18 protein-coding genes and 1 pseudogene are annotated in these 16,913 nt (G+C 34.8%); 8 read left to right on the top strand and 11 right to left on the bottom strand.

Going from position 1 to position 16,913, the window contains the following annotated elements:
- Nucleotides 1-64: 64 nt before the first annotated feature.
- Nucleotides 65-547, bottom strand: a complete 483-nt coding sequence (locus FTU80_RS15655; RefSeq protein WP_078190792.1) for a hypothetical protein — start codon at nucleotides 545-547, stop codon at nucleotides 65-67.
- 299 nt (nucleotides 548-846) lie between these two features.
- Between FTU80_RS15655 and FTU80_RS15650 the strand changes: the two genes are divergently transcribed.
- Nucleotides 847-2,229: a sensor domain-containing diguanylate cyclase gene (locus FTU80_RS15650; RefSeq protein WP_257221591.1), complete on the top strand. Its 1,383-nt coding sequence runs from the start codon at nucleotides 847-849 to the stop codon at nucleotides 2,227-2,229.
- A 24-nt stretch (nucleotides 2,230-2,253) separates the two neighbouring features.
- Here the strand turns inward: FTU80_RS15650 and FTU80_RS15645 are convergent, their stop codons facing one another.
- Nucleotides 2,254-3,414 (bottom strand): MFS transporter, encoded by a 1,161-nt coding sequence (locus tag FTU80_RS15645; protein ID WP_180086054.1) that lies wholly within the window; start codon nucleotides 3,412-3,414, stop codon nucleotides 2,254-2,256.
- Nucleotides 3,415-3,694: 280 nt separating this feature from the next.
- On the bottom strand, nucleotides 3,695-5,092 hold the full coding sequence (locus FTU80_RS15640) for an iron-containing redox enzyme family protein (protein ID WP_180086053.1): 1,398 nt from the start codon (nucleotides 5,090-5,092) through the stop codon (nucleotides 3,695-3,697).
- Between the two features lie 248 nt (nucleotides 5,093-5,340).
- Here FTU80_RS15640 and FTU80_RS15635 point away from each other — a divergent pair, with 248 nt between their 5' ends.
- The 5 genes from FTU80_RS15635 to FTU80_RS15615 all read left to right on the top strand — a co-directional run bounded on the left by FTU80_RS15635 (nucleotide 5,341) and on the right by FTU80_RS15615 (nucleotide 9,601).
- The gene (locus tag FTU80_RS15635) at nucleotides 5,341-5,814 is read left to right on the top strand and encodes a CinA family protein (protein WP_180086051.1); all 474 of its coding nucleotides are present in this window, start codon (nucleotides 5,341-5,343) and stop codon (nucleotides 5,812-5,814) included.
- 189 nt (nucleotides 5,815-6,003) lie between these two features.
- A complete protein-coding gene (locus FTU80_RS15630) occupies nucleotides 6,004-6,276 on the top strand; it encodes a hypothetical protein (protein ID WP_180086049.1) in 273 nt (90 codons plus the stop codon).
- 84 nt (nucleotides 6,277-6,360) lie between these two features.
- Nucleotides 6,361-6,657, top strand: a complete 297-nt coding sequence (locus FTU80_RS15625; RefSeq protein ID WP_078193446.1) for a hypothetical protein — start codon at nucleotides 6,361-6,363, stop codon at nucleotides 6,655-6,657.
- A gap of 43 nt (nucleotides 6,658-6,700) precedes the next feature.
- On the top strand, nucleotides 6,701-7,384 hold the full coding sequence (locus FTU80_RS15620) for a DUF421 domain-containing protein (protein ID WP_180086047.1): 684 nt from the start codon (nucleotides 6,701-6,703) through the stop codon (nucleotides 7,382-7,384).
- Between the two features lie 138 nt (nucleotides 7,385-7,522).
- Nucleotides 7,523-9,601, top strand: a complete 2,079-nt coding sequence (locus tag FTU80_RS15615) for a catalase (RefSeq protein WP_180086045.1) — start codon at nucleotides 7,523-7,525, stop codon at nucleotides 9,599-9,601.
- Nucleotides 9,602-9,645: 44 nt separating this feature from the next.
- On the opposite strand, the gene FTU80_RS15610 is transcribed toward FTU80_RS15615, so the two are convergent.
- Entirely contained in the window at nucleotides 9,646-11,616 is a 1,971-nt protein-coding gene (locus FTU80_RS15610) for a choline BCCT transporter BetT (protein WP_180086043.1), read from the bottom strand.
- 524 nt (nucleotides 11,617-12,140) lie between these two features.
- On the opposite strand from FTU80_RS15610, the gene FTU80_RS15605 reads away from it, so the two are divergent.
- A complete protein-coding gene (locus tag FTU80_RS15605) occupies nucleotides 12,141-12,701 on the top strand; it encodes a lipocalin family protein (protein ID WP_180086041.1) in 561 nt (186 codons plus the stop codon).
- Nucleotides 12,702-12,877: 176 nt separating this feature from the next.
- Complete coding sequence (locus tag FTU80_RS15600) at nucleotides 12,878-13,111, top strand: DUF2171 domain-containing protein (protein WP_078193451.1); 234 nt, start codon at nucleotides 12,878-12,880, stop codon at nucleotides 13,109-13,111.
- A gap of 774 nt (nucleotides 13,112-13,885) precedes the next feature.
- Here the strand turns inward: FTU80_RS15600 and FTU80_RS15595 are convergent.
- From FTU80_RS15595 to FTU80_RS15565, 7 genes and pseudogenes are all read right to left on the bottom strand, one after another.
- Nucleotides 13,886-14,095: a cold-shock protein gene (locus tag FTU80_RS15595; RefSeq protein ID WP_111883687.1), complete on the bottom strand. Its 210-nt coding sequence runs from the start codon at nucleotides 14,093-14,095 to the stop codon at nucleotides 13,886-13,888.
- 367 nt (nucleotides 14,096-14,462) lie between these two features.
- Nucleotides 14,463-14,732, bottom strand: a complete 270-nt coding sequence (locus FTU80_RS15590) for a hypothetical protein (protein ID WP_078193453.1) — start codon at nucleotides 14,730-14,732, stop codon at nucleotides 14,463-14,465.
- 127 nt (nucleotides 14,733-14,859) lie between these two features.
- Entirely contained in the window at nucleotides 14,860-15,246 is a 387-nt protein-coding gene (locus tag FTU80_RS15585) for a hypothetical protein (protein ID WP_180086039.1), read from the bottom strand.
- 54 nt (nucleotides 15,247-15,300) lie between these two features.
- Nucleotides 15,301-15,513, bottom strand: a complete 213-nt coding sequence (locus tag FTU80_RS15580) for a hypothetical protein (RefSeq protein ID WP_180086037.1) — start codon at nucleotides 15,511-15,513, stop codon at nucleotides 15,301-15,303.
- Between the two features lie 3 nt (nucleotides 15,514-15,516).
- Nucleotides 15,517-15,732, bottom strand: coding sequence for a cold-shock protein (locus tag FTU80_RS15575; protein WP_180086035.1), 216 nt, complete (start codon nucleotides 15,730-15,732; stop codon nucleotides 15,517-15,519).
- Between the two features lie 125 nt (nucleotides 15,733-15,857).
- Nucleotides 15,858-16,079, bottom strand: a complete 222-nt coding sequence (locus FTU80_RS15570; protein WP_067766975.1) for a transposase — start codon at nucleotides 16,077-16,079, stop codon at nucleotides 15,858-15,860.
- A 724-nt stretch (nucleotides 16,080-16,803) separates the two neighbouring features.
- A pseudogene (locus FTU80_RS15565) lies at nucleotides 16,804-16,913 on the bottom strand (IS5/IS1182 family transposase); the annotation flags it as partial.

Here is a 16,913-nt window from a genome sequence, read left to right as displayed (position 1 = left end):
TCAAAAAAACCACTCAAATGAGTGGTTTTTTATTTTTATAAGAAGAAATATCAATATGTCATACTTAAGGCAAAACTCGCCGCAATGTCGCAAAACACTGCTGAGCCTGATCATTGGCACAGAAATTAATAACCGATGGACTTTTCCACTTTACAAAGTACTGTGAAATTTCGCCGGTTTGATCTTGAATATTGCCCGAACAATCCATCTGATTATTGTCATATTTCACTTGTAAAATCAGTGCTGGAATTTGCACATTCGGATCTTGCGCAGGTTGATAGTCATATACCCCAGATGACCACTCTTCACCGCTTTTGATCACAACATCATTATTGCTCTTAAAATTATAATATTCAACGCACTTTTTATTGGTCGGAATTTCCATACCCCATAAGCCGACCAATTCAGAACGTGTTGTCACCCTAAAGCTATTCACCGCTTCAACTTGATTTTTAGCCTCTGAATTTTGAGTTGTATTCTTATTATCTGCCGCCATCACCAACGATGAACTCAACATGAGTAAAACTGTAAGATATGCTATTTTCATACATTTAATCAGTCATATAAATCATGCTCTTAAAGTAACACATTTTTTTACAAATCCGCGATTTATCACATTTTCATAACAATCATTTTTCCTATTTATCCAAAAAATCAATCTGGGTTAACGAAACTACAAATCAGCTAAATGCCAAACAAATCACACTATTTACAATAAAATAATATAAAATCTTTTTTATCGTTTAATATACGAAAAAAATGAATTCTCCCATATTTAACCTAGGCTTACATAAGCTAATGAAACTGCATTCGAATAGTCTTGCTCCGCTTAATGCACGCCACAGCATGGCTTTTGTAATAGTCGCTGCAGTTATTCTTTGCTGCTGTTTAATCGGTATTTTCACCCGCCCATTAAGCTATTTAGCGATTTTTTGGCCTGCGAATGCAGTATTGTTAGCAATATTCTTAAGGTTCCCTAAACTGAGTAATCTGGGAGGATGGTTAGGTGCATTTACCGGTTATATGCTCGCAGATTTAGTGACGGGCAATTATTTCCAACTCACTTTATTTCTCACTTTTTCAAATTTAACCAACAGCATGGTATCGCTATTTTTTATGCGATATTTTCAGGTGAACTATCAAAACTATAATAAAGGTTTCACCTTTCTGACCATGATTGTCATCATCGCCTGTGGTGGATGCCTTGCAGGTGCTCTTTTTGCTATTTTCACTGTGCCTTATATCCCCAACACGTTTATGTCGACCGATAGATTATCGATTGATTTTGGTATGTGGTGGATTACTGAAATATTAAATGCGCTGATTATATTACCGCTTATTCTGTCTTTTCCTAAACTGGCCGATCTTAAACTTTATTTCAAAGATCGACGTCATCAAAGCTTTCAGATCAATAAAATATTTCCGGCAATTGCAGTTGTCTTCTGTGTATTTTTAACAGCCGTTTCTGCAGGTCCAGGGGCAATTCTCTACCCTTTAGCGGCTCTAATTTGGGCAGCATTAACCTATCGCTTATTTACCTTATCCCTAATTAATGCCGTGGTAATTTTAGCGACCTATTACAATTTAAATGCGTTCTACTTACACGATTCTTCATTAGCCTATTTATCGACAGCAATTTCAGTTCGTATTGGCCTAGCCATGCTGATTCTCTCGCCGTTGATTCTTTGTATTATTAGCCGAAATCGGCACGAACTATATAAAGAGGTTTTATACCTTGCAAATCATGATAGTTTAACGCATGCGATGAATCGTCGATATTTTTTCGAGCAAGGTGAGCTTTACCTACAAAACCAAATTCAGCTCAATTTTTCCATTATCATGATGGATATCGATCATTTTAAAAAATTGAATGATCAATATGGGCATTATGTCGGTGATCAAGTTTTACAAGAATTTTCGAGCGTTGTGCGTAAGAATTTACGTGAAACAGATTTATTTGCACGTATTGGTGGTGAAGAGTTTAGTGTATTACTCACGAACATTGCAGCACCTGAAGCTCAAGGTATTGCTGAGCGTATCCGAAAAGTCGTTGAAACTACGCCAATCATCATTGATGAACAAAATACGATTGATATTACGGTGAGTATAGGTCTGATTCATCAGTCTTTGCCCAATGCTCCAAGTTTGCAAAGTATGATAAATCAAGCCGATCAGGCCTTATATCAAGCCAAAGAGCTCGGCCGTAATCAGGTGATTTTAGTTCATTGAGATTTATCAAAATACTGAATTGTTTTAAGTTGGCTTTTGGATCGTTTTAGGCAAGCCCACGACCAAAAACATGGCAGGTATAACCGCCAGTCCTGCGATCATAAAAATAACGGGTCCCGAAAGCATGTCCCAATATCGACCTGCTAAAATACTGCCACTCGCAACACCTAAGCCCCACATGGTACTGTATAGCGCTTGACCACGCCCTTGTTGACTTGCGGTAAAATTTTGAAAAATGATTCGCATAGCGATTAAGTGGAATAATCCAAAACTAAAGGCATGAATCGTTTGCGCAGCAAATTGAGTGATAAACACCGTCGGATATAAGCCTACAATCAACCATCGCATCCCTGTTAGCCCCAAACAAATGAGCACTAAGTTACGCAAAGAATATCGATTAAAAAAGACAGTGGCATAGGCAAACATAATGATTTCTGCAATGACTCCTACAGACCATAAAAAACCGATTTGGCTCGTCGAAAAATCAGCCTGTTTAAGGTAATTGCTATAAAAACTATAAAACGGTGCATGCGAAAAGAGCAGAAAAAATTCAATGATAAAAAAACTCGCTACAGCTGGTCGTTTTAAGATAGGCCAAAGTGGTTCAAGTTTTTTCTGTGAAGATGGTGCAGTAGCGGGCTCTTTAATCGTAAATGACCAAATAAATGCGAGAAATGCAATGCATAACAACATGATAGGTAGCATTGAAACAGGTATTATTTCTAGCAAAGCCCCTATTCCAAATACTCCAATAATGAAGCCAACTGATCCCCATTTTCTGACTTTTCCATAAAGTTCTGCACGCCGCTCAGCTAACCAAAATAAAGTTACTCCTTCAAACTGAGCCAATATAGCATTTTGAAAGAAACTAAAAACCAGCATGAGTAATGCAACAGACTGAAAACTGTTTGGAATTATAAAAATCAGAAACCAAATACAGGCTTCCATCCATGTTGCTATTCGGACTAAAAGCATGCGCTTGCCGGATTTATCTGCAATCCAACCCCAAATAAATGGGGCAAAAAAACGTGTCACAATTGCAATCGAAGATAAAATACCTATTTCTTGATAATTAAACCCTTGATCCTCTAAATACAAACTCCAATACGGCATGAATGTACCCACTATTGAATAATAGAAAAAGTAGAATCCACCGAGTTTGGAATGGATTGGAATGTTAAGCATAAAGCTGTATTCCTTTGTATTTACAATAGGTTATAAACTTTTCAGAGTTGTATACTTTTGCATCTAAAAGGCTTGGTTAGGATATGGCGAGTATACAAATTTATTTTAATTAAATTATTTCAAAATTTGTATACTTTTACAAAAAACTAAGCATTATTTTATTTTTTATTAATAAACATGTATTTATTTTTATCTGTAGAATTATCACATATTAGTAAAAAACCGCCCGGAGGCGGTTATTTTTGACGATGAAAGTTATAAAACTTTTTGAGCATTCATTTTATTGACGAGCTAGAGATGGAAATAAACATTCAACAATACGTTGGGTACTCCATAAACCAATTTCTTGATGATGCATATGAGGTGCTAAATACTTTAGAAGTTTGTTGATCTTATATCCTGTATTCGTACTTCCATCAAATTGTTTCTTAAGCTCAGCCATTTCATGGTTGGCTAAATAATTAAATGAATTGGTCTCTAGGAAGTTTTTCACAAACTCATTATTCACTTGATTTTGTTTGGAATCTACTGATTTACCTGCAATCCAGTCATAAATAAAAGTTTTTTCAACAGCATTAAACACTCCAAACATTTTACCATCTTCGTCGTGAATCATCTGCCAAAATCTACTCTCTTCAGGTGGTCGATTCAATTTTATCCAGCCCATACGTACAAGCTCAAAAATAAACTCTTCAACACTATCATCTTCAGATAGCCATTCATTCGTCGTTCTATTGTTAAACATACATTTATTACTATGCATATGTTTACCAACGATCGCTTTTTTCTTAAATATTTCTAGGACCATTTTTTCGGTGCTTAAATTTTTAATTATCTGAACTGAACTCATTCCTTTGTTATTTAGGAGATAGCCGATTTTGAGTTTACGAATGAACTCTTCTTTAGATCTGTACCTTGTAGAAAGTTTTTTAATGGCATTGGTCGCAAGCTGCGCATGCCCATTATCAAAATTATCTATCGTGATATGAACATTAAAATAGTGTGCATCAATTCCAAGTTCTTTTAACTCGTAATTGCTAATTAGCAAATGTAAAGGAAGTTGTTCATAGCCTAAATTAAAACCTGCTATCTCTGGTATAAACTCTGAAGGTGCATATGCAAGCGCAAGCTGTATTGCTGCCTGATGGTAATAGGCATCAGATAAGTTTAAAGATAGTTGATTCAAACCATGTGCCAGTAGTAGGTTGTCGTACATTCTCACGTGATTGGCTTTTTCTGAACCGAGACCAAGTTCCTCTAAATATATCTGAATAAAATCTCTAAATACTGGATCATTCCAATACTGAGTAAAGCTATATAGCCATGAACCATCCACTTTTTTTGTGGGTGCAACCTTGTATAAAAACTCATAAGCTTTACTAACTGATGAAAAATACTCTCTTCCTCCACCTTGCTTTCTTCTATCTAGGTATTCTTTATAATATTCACACTGTGTACGGTTATTATGATGAATCCAATCGACAAGATGGTCTATCTCATTTGGCATCTCATCAATGTGTTCGAGAGTTATAATTTCATTCTCTAAAACCTTAAATGCCTTTAATTCTTTGGCAGAATTAGGTATTGAAGCATCTAAGAAGAACTCAACAATTTCGAAATATTTCTGATGATCTTTGGTTATTAAATTTAAGATTCTTTCTTTTACTGCTGTAGGCATTATAATTCTCACGCGGTAAATGATTCTTCTTAACCATAGTTCAGAAAATAAGTAGTATTTGTTAATTTTTTTTAATAAAAATTTAACGCAATGTAATATTTTAAAAATTTTAATATATAAAACACACCTTTAGCATAATTTTTAACAAGTTTTTAAAAAGTAACATTTTTTTGATGTGACTTAATTCACATATTCATATTTAAATATCAATTATGATTCTTTTATAAAATATTCATAGGATAATTTATATGAAATCAATTTTTGACTTTATTTCTAAAAAATCTCTATCGATAACGCTATTTGAAAGTGCGAGTTCAGGTTATTTAGCATATAGAATTTCACAAGATAAAAACTCTGGAATACTTCTGGATGGTTCTATTGTTAGTTATGACTTACTATTCAAGAAGCGTATTTTAAATATAAAACAATCACTTATAGATAAATATACTGCTGAATCCCCAGAAGTAACCAATCAAATGATTATAAATGGGAAAAAATTATTTAAATCAGATATTTATATATCTTGCACTGGACTTTTAAAGCGCGGAGGATCCGAAAACAAAAAGAAACCTGTAGGTACTTTTTTCTATTGCATTTATTTCAAGAAAAAATTTTATAATTTCAAAATTTTAACTAAAGGTAAGCCTATCAAAAAATTAAAAATACTATATAAAGCTCTATGCAAGTCACTCACTAAAATATTAAAAAATTATTATTGTTAGTTTCATGTAATTAAAAAAGGACTATTTGTGTATATAAAACAGCCCCCAAAGTTTTACTTTTAAACAAATTGAAACTTAATAAAGATTATGTAACATCTTTAATAATCATATTAGCAATATTCATGTTAATAATAAATGATCTACTGTAATTGAGTAGATTATCTAATTAATCTTTAAAGGAACAGTATTATGTCTAATTATAACCAAGATCAAAATAATGATACTCGCTTACAGCACCAACGTGGCGATACTCAAAAACCTCAAAACCAACAAAATCAGCAGTCTGATCAGCAGCGCCAGCAGAATGATCAGCAACAACAGCAGCAACCCCAACATCAACAAAATCAGCAGTCTGATCAGCAGCGCCAGCAGAATGGTCAGCAACAGCAGCAGCAACCCCAACGCCAACAAAATCAGCAATCTGATCAACAGCGTCAGCAGAATGATCAGCAAGACCAATAGTCAAAGTAACAACATTAATTTTTATTTGCAGAAGTAGCTCAGGGATCACTACTTTTGCAATTTATTAAATAATTTATCGGAGTTATTACTATGAACGACCATCAAAATGAACATCCAATACATCATGACTGGCGCACGGATTACTCCAATAGACCGTACTATGGGGATCTGCAACGCGAAGTGCCAGATATAGATTATGACCGTGATCTAAGGTCAGCTTATGAGCTTGGTGAGCGCGAACGTCATTTATACGGTGAAAATGCGCGTTTCGAAGATTCTGAGCCGGATTTACAAACCAAATGGGAAGAGTTTAAAGCAGATTCTCGCTTGAAATGGGAACATGCTAAGCATGCGATTAAGGATGCTTGGGATAAAATTTAACCCTGTATGTATGTAAAACTAGAATTAATAAATTGTATCAAATATGGACTTCATAAAAATAATTCTGCATGACACCTCTTTTAACTTTGCATTGGAAATTATTTTCCGATGCATCATTATGTTTATCTTAATTATTATTTTTTTAAGATTTTCAGGTAAAAGAGGTGTCAGGCAACTTTCATTATTCGAGTTAGCTATTATCTTAAGTTTGGGTTCTGCAGCTGGCGACCCCATGTTTAATGATGATATCCCCATCGTACAAGCACTCATTGTGTTTGCAGTCATTATTCTTCTATATAGATTTACAACGTATCTAATCATGAAATCAGATACTTTTGAAACAATGTTAGAAGGGAGGCCGATGTATATCGTTAAAGATGGCTTGCTGATCGTTGAAGATATCAAACAGGAAAAATATTCATATGATGAATTTTTTGCTGAGCTAAGGCAAAACAAAATAGAACACTTAGGGCAAGTCAAATCAGCATTACTTGAAACAGATGGGTGTCTAAGTGTGATTCCTTATGCCAAAGATAATATTAAATGGGGACTACCAATTTTTCCTGATCACTACCAAAAAGCACAGCGTTTTGATTCCAAAAAATACTATTCATGCATGCTGTGTGGTCAAACACAATTTATTAGTTCTCTAAATGCTCAATGCCCCCGCTGCAAATGTGAACGCTGGGCTGAATCTGCTTTTTATTGTGAAAGCAACTCTATTTAACCCTCAGATTGAACACAAAATAGACAATTTTTTACTTTAAATTTGCCGAGCATCTTTATTGTCTATATTAGCTTTATGCAATAGCAAAACCTTATCTAGCACATGTACTAAATAACATCAGACAAAGGGATGTAGCTCATGAAAAAATCAAATAATCCTAAAATTGATCAGTTTGAAAAAGAGGCATATGTAGACCCTAAAGGTAAAACACTGACCTCATCTTTGGGTGTACCTGTAGCTGACAATCAAAATAGCTTAAAAATAAATCAGACTGGTCCTACTCTGTTAGAAGATTTTCTCTTACGAGATAAGTTAATTCATTTTGACCGTGAACGTATCCCTGAGCGTGTAGTGCATGCTCGTGGTGTAGGTGCGCATGGTTATTTTGAAGCTTATGAAGGCAACGAAAAATGGACTAAGGCTAAATTTTTGACTAATACTCAAAATCCAACACCAATCTTTGTCAGAATTTCTACAGTACAAGGCGGACGCGGCTCAGCTGATGTAGTCCGTGATGTACGCGGATTTTCCATCAAATTTTATACCGAAGATGGAAACTACGATTTAGTCGGTAATAACATTCCTGTATTTTTTATTCAGGACGCAATCAAGTTCCCTGACTTTGTCCACGCAGTGAAGCCTGAAGATCCGAACGAAGTTCCTACTGGTCAATCTGCGCATGATACCTTTTGGGATTTTATTTCTTTAAATACCGAAGCTTCTCATATGACTACTTGGGTGATGTCAGATCGTGCTATTCCTAGAAATTTACGATCGATTCAAGGTTTTGGTGTACATACCTTCAGATTAATTAACAAAGATAATCAGGCGCATTTGGTTAAATTCCACTGGACACCGAAACAAGGTGTTGCCCAAGTCGTTTGGGATGAGGCCTTAAAGCTTAATGGTAAAGATCCCGACTTCCATCGTCGCGATCTATGGGATGCCATTGAACGTGGCAATTATCCTGAGTGGGAATTAGGGGCACAGATCTTTACTGAAGAAGAAGCCGCTCAATGGGACTTTGATGTGTTGGATGCTACAAAATTGGTACCTGAAGAGCTCGTACCTATTACTCCACTAGGTAAATTTACTCTAAATCGAAATACAGATGATTTCTTTGCTGAAACAGAGCAAGTTGCTTTCAGTCCAGCCAATATTGTTTCAGGAATTGATTTTAGTAATGACCCTTTATTACAAGGTCGTTTGTTCAGCTATACAGATACCCATTTGCACCGTTTAGGTACTGCAAACTTTAATCAAATTCCAATTAATAAACCAGTCTGCCCCTTCCATACAAATCGACGTGGCGGCTATGCAAACCATGAAGTCTATAAAGGTAAAGCGAATTATGAGCCTAACTCTGTAGATGAAAATTGGCCTAGAGAATCTAATAATGATCCGCATGCATTTCGGACCCATCCTGAAGAAATCCAAGGCAGCAAGTTAAGAATCCGACCAGAAAGCTTCGCAGATCATTTCTCGCAAGCGACCATGCATTACCAAAGTCTTGCTAAGCATGAACAACAGCATATAAAGGATGCCTATGCATTTGAACTCTCAAAAGTGAAAGCTGTTGAAATTAGGGAACGGGTCGTAAATGAGGTGCTTGCAAATATTGACTTGGATTTAGCGAAATTTGTAGCGAATGAATTGGGGTTAGATGCTCCAACTAAGCAAAGTAAATCGGTTAAGAAAGCGGCCATCGCTAAATCTGATCACTTAAGTACATTGGCATACCCTGCATCTGATATTAAGCAACGTAAAATTGCACTGTTGGTACACAACGGTGCTAATGCTTCCTCTATCGATGCAATTAAGACTTGGGGCGATTCAGAAAGCGCTGTAGTTGAAGTTTTAGCCCCTAATGCAGCGCCGGTGAAATCTAACGATGGTAAAGAAATTGCAGTTGATGGACGTCAGAATGGCGAACCTTCAGTCACCTACGATGCTGTCGTTGTTATTGATGGTAATAATTTAGATGAGTTCTTGAATGATGGTGTAGCTAAACACTATGTTTTAGAAACATTTAAGCATCTTAAACCTATAGTACTATTAGGTGATAAAGAGGCTTTAATTAAAGAGCTTAATCTGACTCAAGATGCTGCGCTTTTCACTTCACAAAGTTTCAAAGATGTCAGTGATCAATTTAAAACAGCGATACAGAATCACCGTTATTGGGACCGTGAAGATAAGGTTGCTTCTATACCGGCCTAATTTAACTATGAATAAAAAAACCGCCCTTTTGGGCGGTTTTTTATCTATTGGTTCTTGGTTCTAACTAGATTTAAAAAATGTAGATGACGTTCGTATTGATCAATAACATCTTGCAAAATATCTTCTTGCGTCCATTCGATGATGTCATAATTTTGACCACCTTCCCTCAAAAACACTTCAGCTTGGTAATCTTGCGTAATTTCATCTGAATCAGTCATAAAACTTGGTGTATTTTTTTCTTGAACAACCACTTGGTAAATAAAGTTAATCTCATCTTGATGGTTTACACGTAGCTGCAAGCCATCATCTATCGTGTTTACTGTCACATCTAAATGACGACGCTTAAACTCTTTCTGTAGATTTAAAAATGCCTGGCTTACCGTTTTTTCAATATAATCTTCAACTTCTTTACGTGTATGCGGATAATGCATAATCAATCCTAAACGTTGCTGCCAACTTCTCGGATTATGAATTGCTCTAGGCGTAATACGCGCATCCTGTAATGCTTGCATCTTGGTTGCATCTAAATGTAGAGCCTTGACTAAGCCCCAGCAAATTAAAAGCATTACGAAGGTGAATGGTAATGCACTCAACATTGTTGCAGATTGCAAAGCACCTAAACCTCCAGCGAACAACAAAACAATCGCAAGAACAGCCATTAACGTTGTCCAAAACAATCGCTGCCAAGTTGGAGAGTTTTCAGATTTTGCAGTTAGATAGTCTGTAACTAAAGCCCCTGAGTCTGCCGACGTCACAAAAAATAGCATAACCAGTATAGTCGCAACAAAACTCATAATGCCTGAGAATGGCAAGGTCCCTAAATATTCAAATAACGCAACGGATGAATCTCGTTGCACTGCAGAAATCAGCGAGGTGTTCGCTTCATTTAAAATACTATAGAGTGCAGCATTCCCCATGACTCCCATCCAGATCAGCGTAAAGCCTGTTGGAATAAGTAAAACACCTACAATAAACTCACGAATAGTACGTCCTTCAGACACACGCGCAATAAACATACCTACAAATGGTGACCATGAAATCCACCATGCCCAGTACATAATTGTCCAACCACCGATCCAACCATCAGACTGGTAGGCATATAAATTAAAGGTCATATTGAACAAATTTGAAATATATTGCCCCGTGTTTTGGATAGTCGTTTGCAATATAAAAATGCTTGAACTAGCAAAAAATACAAATAGCAACAGCACTAAAGCTAGGCCCAGATTAATCTCTGATAATCGTTTAATACCCTTGTCTAAGCCCATAAATACAGATAAAGATGCCATAGCTGTAACAATGACAATTAAAATAAGCTGCGTCGTCGTTGAATATTCAATTCCGAATAAATAATTTAAGCCAGAGTTAATTTGGGTTACACCAAAACCTAAAGTCGTTGCGACACCAAATACTGTACCGATGGTCGCAAAAGTATCCACACCATCACCAATTGGACCATAAATTTTCTTTCCAATAAGAGGATATAAAGCAGAGCGAATCTTAAGAGGTAGATTATGTCTATATGCAAAGTAAGCTAAAGCTAAGCCCACAATTGTGTAAATTGCCCAAGCATGAAGTCCCCAATGAAAGAATGTTACACGCATGGCTTGCTGCGCTGATTGAATTGTTTCAGGTTCACCAGTTGGAGGTGAAACATAGTGCATCACTGGTTCCGCGACACCGAAGAACATTAAGCCAATGCCCATACCAGCTGTAAATAGCATAGCGAACCAAGAGCTATTACTAAACTTTGGCTGGCTATGATCTAAACCAAGTTTAATTTTACCCATATTTGAACAGGCAATATAAATAAGCACTATTAGAAAAATGGCTACAGATAGCACATAGAACCAACTGAATGAGTTTGTAACCCATTGATTCAGTTGTTTAGTTATTAAATCAAAAGCATTGGGAGCTAAAAATACAATGGCAATAAAAATGCCAATAATAACAACTGTGCTAATAAACACATTTGGATTCACATTGGAATACCATGACGGTTTCAATGAAGACATACCTTCCCTATTCCGTTTTATTTGTAAGACAGATCTGAATTGATCAAAGAGATATCCGCTATTTGCGGAAGAAACAGGCTTGTATTGAAAAGTGCTGGCATTTTCATTTTCGTTTGAAAATTTAAGGCTGACTCATTCAAAGCCATTGCTTAGAGTTTGAGCATGTTATCATATTTTTAGATATATAATCCAATATTAAGTAGTAAAGCAAATTAAGACCACTACTAAACTATTTATTTCGTCAATTAATTTTCTTATTCAATACTCTCTTGAAGTGCTTTAGAAGTAAGTGAGTTCTTAGAAAGTAATTATAATTTTGCTTAATGTAAGCATTTTTTCACTTAGTTTTTGGGCTTATATAAGTAATATTATTTATCTGTTAAAAATGGTAGTAAAAGGATTAATAAAACTTAAAAAGTTAAACAATGATTAAAGATCAAATACTTAATACATAAAAAAACAAAATGAGCTTAAAAGCAATTTATAGTAATTAATTCACTTTCAAATTAAAGCAGGCTTATAACATGAATTCAAAAACCCGTAAGCTCCTTTTAGCTGGTGGTGCAGTACTTATTGCAGGTTCATTGCTCTCAACGGCAAATGCAAATACTACGGAAGTTCAAGCGGTACCAAAAGTAGATTTAAATAAATATCTTGGTACTTGGCATGAGATTGCACGTAAGCCACTTTATTTCCAAAATAAATGTGATTATAACGTCACGGCTAAATACTCTTTAAATGAAAATGGTAACGTGAAAGTCGATAATAGTTGCTATAGCGCAGACGGCAAACTTAACCAATCAATTGGTGAAGCATATGTTCAGAACGCGCCAGCCAACTCGAAACTTAAAGTGAGCTTTTTACCAAAAGCAATTCGTTGGTTGCCAGTAGGCCGTGGTGATTATTGGGTTTTAAAAATTGATGATGACTATCAAACTGCATTAGTTGGGTCACCAAATAAAAAATATCTTTGGGTGCTCAGCAGAACTGCTAACCCCAACCAAGCCACAGTTGACGAATACCTAGATTATGCAAAATCTATCGGTTTTGATTTATCAGATCTCATTAAGACTCAGCATAAATAAGTTATTTAATAAGTCCCATTCTTGGGGACTTATTTCTAAATAATACAATGTAATTTATCTGGTCAAGAACGTAAGAATATAAGACCCTTTGTATCCCTTCTATTTCAATCCCTGATATCAGCGTCTATTTACGATAGGCTGAATGCTCACTCACATTGAAATAGGATAATATTCTAATGACTACTATTAATGTTGAAAATATTAAGAGCCATGCAGATGTAATTGCTTCATGTGGGACTAAAGTTGGTGAAGTAGACCACTTGCAAGGTTCGGATCAAATTAAACTGACTAAGCATGGTGATGGTCATCACCACTTAATTCCAGTTTCATGGGTTGGTGAAATTACAGACAATAAAATTGTACTGACTAAAGACTCTCAAGAAGTTAAAGATAATTGGATTGAAGCTTAAAACCCTAATCCTAAAAAAACCCTCTTAGTGAGGGTTTTTTTATATCTCCTGTAATAATCATTGGAGGAAGTTAGTCTTTATCTAATGTATGAGGTGTTGTCGTCTCTTCATTTTCATTACTGTCTTTTTGCTGGCAACCTACCAGCCCCAATACGAATACCACGCTTATAATGGCTAACATTTTCATACTTTAGGCCTATATATTTGTTAAAACTCTACACTAACAAAGCATGACGATTACTGTGTAAATTTATGAAAATCATTGATGAGATACATAATAAGAAAGTTCTTAAATAAGGATTTTCTTATATTGATGATTGTCTAGATTATGAAGTTATCCCTACATTCAAATAATTAAATTTCACGCAGGCCAGTAATTCTTGTGCTGGCGCTAGACGTATAGCGTCCTCCTCCTCAGTCTGATCAATTAGTTCTAAAGGTGAGAATGGTCTAAAGTATTCCATATGTTTAGCTCCTATTATTGAGCGTGACTTAATCCTGCTCTAGCTTCGATGATGATTTTTTGAATTTCTTCCCGTCGTTGTTTCTTCTTTTCATGGTAAATCCACACAGAAGAAATCAACACACTTATAATTAGTCCGCCAATCAGTACTTGTAGTCTTGTAAAGGCCATTTTTTATTGCTCTTATCATGTAGTTTTCATTTAAATTAAGCATTTAAATATTAAAACTTAATGGCAATTAATGACAAAAACCCGTCAAATTATTGACGGGTCAAGACATGACATGTCATCACATGTTTAGTAAATGTTTTTTAGAGAATTTGGATATTGCTGGCTTGCTTGCCTTTCTTGCCATTTGTAATTTCAAACATTACGCGCTGACCTTCCTCTAGTACTTTATAGCCATCGATTCGTACCTCACTATAGTGTGCAAATAATTCTTCACCAGTATCGGAAGCAATAAATCCAAAACCTTTTGTACCGTTGAACCACTTCACTGTCCCGTTTGTTAAATTAGACATTCATTTTTCCTTTAAGTAATTATAAGTTTAGAAATTGCTGTAAATATTGATTAATTAACAAGCATATTCAATATAACCAATAATCCTTAAATATGAGGATACAACTGTTAGATCTATGTGAATCAAGTTATTGTTTTATTTTGCAATTATGCAGAAAAGTGATAAATAACTCTCACATTAAGGTAATAATCAGATATAGATTGTAATATTCGATCATTCACACTTTCCATAAATTGAATGAAAAAAGCCCCACATATACATGTGGGGCTTCACCCAATTCATTTGCGCTGATATGAGCCAGTAAATTATAAAGCACTTTAATCAAAATATGTATTCAAAATATATCTTTAAAGCTAATTAATATAAACTATCGATTCAACTGCGTGTATGCCCATTTTAAAAATTTATCTTTATCATGAAAGTTTGGTACATTGATTAAGTGAATAAAACTCACTGCTCCAAATTTACCCGCAATCTTTTTAGGATCAACAATTTCAAAATCATTGTCATTACCTAAATTAAGTTCTTTGAAAAACTCCAGAACCTTGTTATGCAAACCTTGCTGTGAATGTTCAGTTCGCTCTATCAGAAAATCATAAATCTGGCTTAAAACATGTAATTCAAAATTTTTATTCATGACTTTCTTCTCATAATTGTTAAGGTTGAAATCCCAAACTAACGGTTATTATGAGAAAATTAAAGTAATCTAACATCCTGAAACAATATGCTTTGAAATATCTAATTTAAGATAACTCATGTTTTTTTTAAGCTTTTAGCCAGGCCTTTGCCCGCCCCATATTGATATCTGCAAGTTCAAACCTGTGAAATCGATATCCCAATTCTTCAGCATAGTCATAACGATCCATATTCCAAGCCTTCGTTGCAAGTTTGCCTTTACGACCTCCAGACCATGGACCAGTTGCTATTTCAATTAGCATGCGATGTTCGATGAGGTGTAAATCAAAACGCCAATGTTTGGTACTTTTGAAATGAAAGTACTCCTCATACTTCATTTCCATCCGGTCTAATATTTCTTTTAACCTCTCGAATGCTTCTAAGTATTTTTCACTGGCTTTAGGTAAAGGCCTGGTGCGTGGTTTCTTTTTGGGACGTATCTTTTTGGTTAGCGCTTTATATACATCAGGCTCCATATTTCACCCAATAAAAAACCTCCCGGAGGAGGTTTATTCAACTAGATATAACAATTAAAATAATTTAAATATTTTCCCAGTTTTATTACTGTAAAAATGCATATCAAAGCTAGGCTTAATTATTTCATCATCTATATTTAGATAACGGACGCAATCCCCAAAACTATTTGGCTCATCAGAGGATTTTTCGCACATAGCTTCTAGTGTATAGACAGCGCCATGTTGATCAACCACATCTAACATTACTTTGTTTAATAAAGTTTCCATGTATTAGCCATCAATCCCAACGATTTCACTCGCTTGGAAACCACGTTGACCTTTTGATACGCTAAATTGTACACGCTGACCTTCAGCAAGTGATTTGAAACCACCTGAAATGATTTGAGAAAAATGAGCAAAGACCTCTTCGCCATTATCAGCCGCGATGAAACCGAAGCCTTTAGCATCATTAAACCACTTAACAGTACCTGTAGTTAAATTTGACATAATAATTTCCTTTAATAATATTTAATATAGAGTTCTTGAAAAAATTAAGAAAATAAATAATTAATTTATAAATAATTTAATTAAAAAATTTTAGCTCTAAGTTGTTCAGGTTTAAGAGTGAGAGTTTAAAAATACAATTTATATAGTTTATTTAGTTCAGTATAAAAAGATTTACCATCAATATTTAAAGTTAACTTTTGTCCTGATTCCAAGACAACTTGTTTAGCAACTTCAACTAAGGTTTTACCATTCAAATTGCTTTGAATTTTTTTTAACGGAATAATATTCACTCGAATTTCATCACCGTTAGTTGCTGAAGCAGTAGTCCAGCCGTTAGATATGTTCATTTATTGACTCATATAATGAGCTTTTGTAAACAGAATAGTATTAAAAATAAAACCAACTTTAATTTTGAAGATTGTTCACTTATGAAAAATTTAAACTTATGATATTTACAGTAGCTGTGAAATTTAAGAAAGATAAAAAAAATTAAATTAATATCTTAAAAATAGAATTTAAGGAAAACCCACGGATAGCTGCAGGCTTCCCTTGATCGGCATGATGCGAATTCATGCTATGCGTTAACTGTTTGAATTTGATGCTTGAACATCAGAATGGAGGGAATACGCAATTCCGTTAACAACTCAAACACTACCGTTCCGCTTACGGATTCGATCAAACACACTATATCAAATATTTTAATATAAATCTAATGTTATTTCAATTTTATTTATATTTCATAACTTATAAATTAACTTTTTGTTAGCTAGGCATATTCGGGGCATTAGGATTACAACACTTCATACAAATTTCTAAGTCTAGTTTCGCCTGTGCTTTGTCTGTCATATAGTCACCAAAAAAATCCCGCTACTTCCTAGCGGGATTTTCTGAAACTTTAAATTATTTTGAGTCGTTATTTCTTTACTTTTAAACAACTCTAACAAAAAAATTAAATTTCCATCAAAGCACTTTCGTGTAACCATCTCACTATGTATACTAATCATACATTTTATAATTTGTAACATTTTAATGGCCCTTGATATATTAAATTAATTAGGGTCTGTTGACATTTCATAATGGTAGCCAAATAAAGATACAAGCTAAGGCAACAGAATTTTCATAGCTTTGCTTTAGCTTGTCATAGCGTGTGGCAATTCCTCTAAATTGCTTTAATCTAGCAA

Source organism: Acinetobacter sp. YH12145 (assembly GCF_013418335.1).
Taxonomy (GTDB): Bacteria; Pseudomonadota; Gammaproteobacteria; order Pseudomonadales; family Moraxellaceae; genus Acinetobacter; species Acinetobacter amyesii.
Note: the sequence above shows the minus strand (reverse complement) of the source record. Positions and strands in the feature narration are given on the sequence as shown.

What these genes read in the sequence shown, in the direction of transcription:
- FTU80_RS15655 (WP_078190792.1), bottom strand. Translation starts at nt 547, where the DNA reads ATGAAAATAGCATATCTTACAGTTTTACTCATGTTGAGTTCATCGTTG.
- FTU80_RS15650 (WP_257221591.1), top strand. Translation starts at nt 847, where the DNA reads ATGGCTTTTGTAATAGTCGCTGCAGTTATTCTTTGCTGCTGTTTAATC.
- FTU80_RS15645 (WP_180086054.1), bottom strand. Translation starts at nt 3,414, where the DNA reads ATGCTTAACATTCCAATCCATTCCAAACTCGGTGGATTCTACTTTTTC.
- FTU80_RS15640 (WP_180086053.1), bottom strand. Translation starts at nt 5,092, where the DNA reads ATGCCTACAGCAGTAAAAGAAAGAATCTTAAATTTAATAACCAAAGAT.
- FTU80_RS15635 (WP_180086051.1), top strand. Translation starts at nt 5,341, where the DNA reads ATGAAATCAATTTTTGACTTTATTTCTAAAAAATCTCTATCGATAACG.
- FTU80_RS15630 (WP_180086049.1), top strand. Translation starts at nt 6,004, where the DNA reads ATGTCTAATTATAACCAAGATCAAAATAATGATACTCGCTTACAGCAC.
- FTU80_RS15620 (WP_180086047.1), top strand. Translation starts at nt 6,701, where the DNA reads ATGGACTTCATAAAAATAATTCTGCATGACACCTCTTTTAACTTTGCA.
- FTU80_RS15615 (WP_180086045.1), top strand. Translation starts at nt 7,523, where the DNA reads ATGAAAAAATCAAATAATCCTAAAATTGATCAGTTTGAAAAAGAGGCA.
- FTU80_RS15610 (WP_180086043.1), bottom strand. Translation starts at nt 11,616, where the DNA reads ATGTCTTCATTGAAACCGTCATGGTATTCCAATGTGAATCCAAATGTG.
- FTU80_RS15605 (WP_180086041.1), top strand. Translation starts at nt 12,141, where the DNA reads ATGAATTCAAAAACCCGTAAGCTCCTTTTAGCTGGTGGTGCAGTACTT.
- FTU80_RS15600 (WP_078193451.1), top strand. Translation starts at nt 12,878, where the DNA reads ATGACTACTATTAATGTTGAAAATATTAAGAGCCATGCAGATGTAATT.
- FTU80_RS15595 (WP_111883687.1), bottom strand. Translation starts at nt 14,095, where the DNA reads ATGTCTAATTTAACAAACGGGACAGTGAAGTGGTTCAACGGTACAAAA.
- FTU80_RS15590 (WP_078193453.1), bottom strand. Translation starts at nt 14,732, where the DNA reads ATGAATAAAAATTTTGAATTACATGTTTTAAGCCAGATTTATGATTTT.
- FTU80_RS15585 (WP_180086039.1), bottom strand. Translation starts at nt 15,246, where the DNA reads ATGGAGCCTGATGTATATAAAGCGCTAACCAAAAAGATACGTCCCAAA.
- FTU80_RS15580 (WP_180086037.1), bottom strand. Translation starts at nt 15,513, where the DNA reads ATGGAAACTTTATTAAACAAAGTAATGTTAGATGTGGTTGATCAACAT.
- FTU80_RS15575 (WP_180086035.1), bottom strand. Translation starts at nt 15,732, where the DNA reads ATGTCAAATTTAACTACAGGTACTGTTAAGTGGTTTAATGATGCTAAA.
- FTU80_RS15570 (WP_067766975.1), bottom strand. Translation starts at nt 16,079, where the DNA reads ATGAACATATCTAACGGCTGGACTACTGCTTCAGCAACTAACGGTGAT.